We start from the raw sequence: 777 nt of genomic DNA, 5'->3' as shown, positions 1-777 counted from the left end.
AGGCCGTGGCGGTTCTCCATCAGCCCATGCCCCATGAAGCAGAGCTTTGCTTCCTTGCCGTGTCCCTTGCGGTAGAGCCTGGCGTCAGGATCGGTGGTTGAAGCATGCGTCTCGTTGGACCGTTTCTGCCCGTGGAAGTCCGCTTCCACATTGCGCCCGCCGCCGTCGGTGGGTGGCTCACCCGACCCATCTTTCGGCTTGACGCTCTTCATCGAAGCCCACGCCTGGATCAGGGTGCCGTCGACTGAGAAGTGATCACTCGAAAGAAGTCTCTTCACCCGTGGATGGGCCAGAACCGCAGCAAGGAACTTAGCCGCAATGTCACCCTCAAGCAGCCGGTCCCGGTTCTTCGAGAACACCGAATGGTTCCAGGCCGGATCGTCGACGCCGATCCCGACAAACCAGCGAAACAGGAGATCATATTCCAGCCGCTCCATCAGCAACCGTTCCGAGCGGATCGAGTAGAATGCCTGCAAAAGCATCGCCCTCAAGAGCTTCTCCGGCGGGATCGAGGGTCGCCCAATTGGCGAATACAGCGCTGCGAAATCCTCCGCCAGCGCCGACAGCGCCTCGTTCACGATCCCCAGGATCGCGCGGAGCGGATGGTGTCGCCGAACCCGCGCCTCAAGATCCACGTAGCTGAACAGTTCGCCAGTCCGACTATCGCTGCCCCGCACGATTCATCCTCCGAATCCCTTCAGAGAAAATGAATCACGACCGCGGCCCAAGGGCGAGCGCCTTTTTCAACATCCTGCTAGTCTTACTGTGTCATAAGTT

General features: G+C 59.7%; 1 protein-coding gene. It reads right to left on the bottom strand.

Annotated elements, in window-relative coordinates; genetic code table 11:
* Positions 1 to 677, bottom strand: a 677-nt coding sequence (locus G6N73_RS36035; RefSeq protein ID WP_165034592.1) for an IS5 family transposase, incomplete at its 3' end; no start/stop codon positions are given.
* Positions 678 to 777 lie beyond the last annotated feature (100 nt).

Origin of the sequence: Allomesorhizobium camelthorni (assembly GCF_011045125.1) — a bacterium.
GTDB classification, from domain to species: domain Bacteria; phylum Pseudomonadota; class Alphaproteobacteria; order Rhizobiales; family Rhizobiaceae; genus Allomesorhizobium; species Allomesorhizobium camelthorni.
The sequence above is the reverse complement of the archived record's forward strand: the minus strand, read 5'-3'. Positions and strand labels throughout refer to the sequence as shown.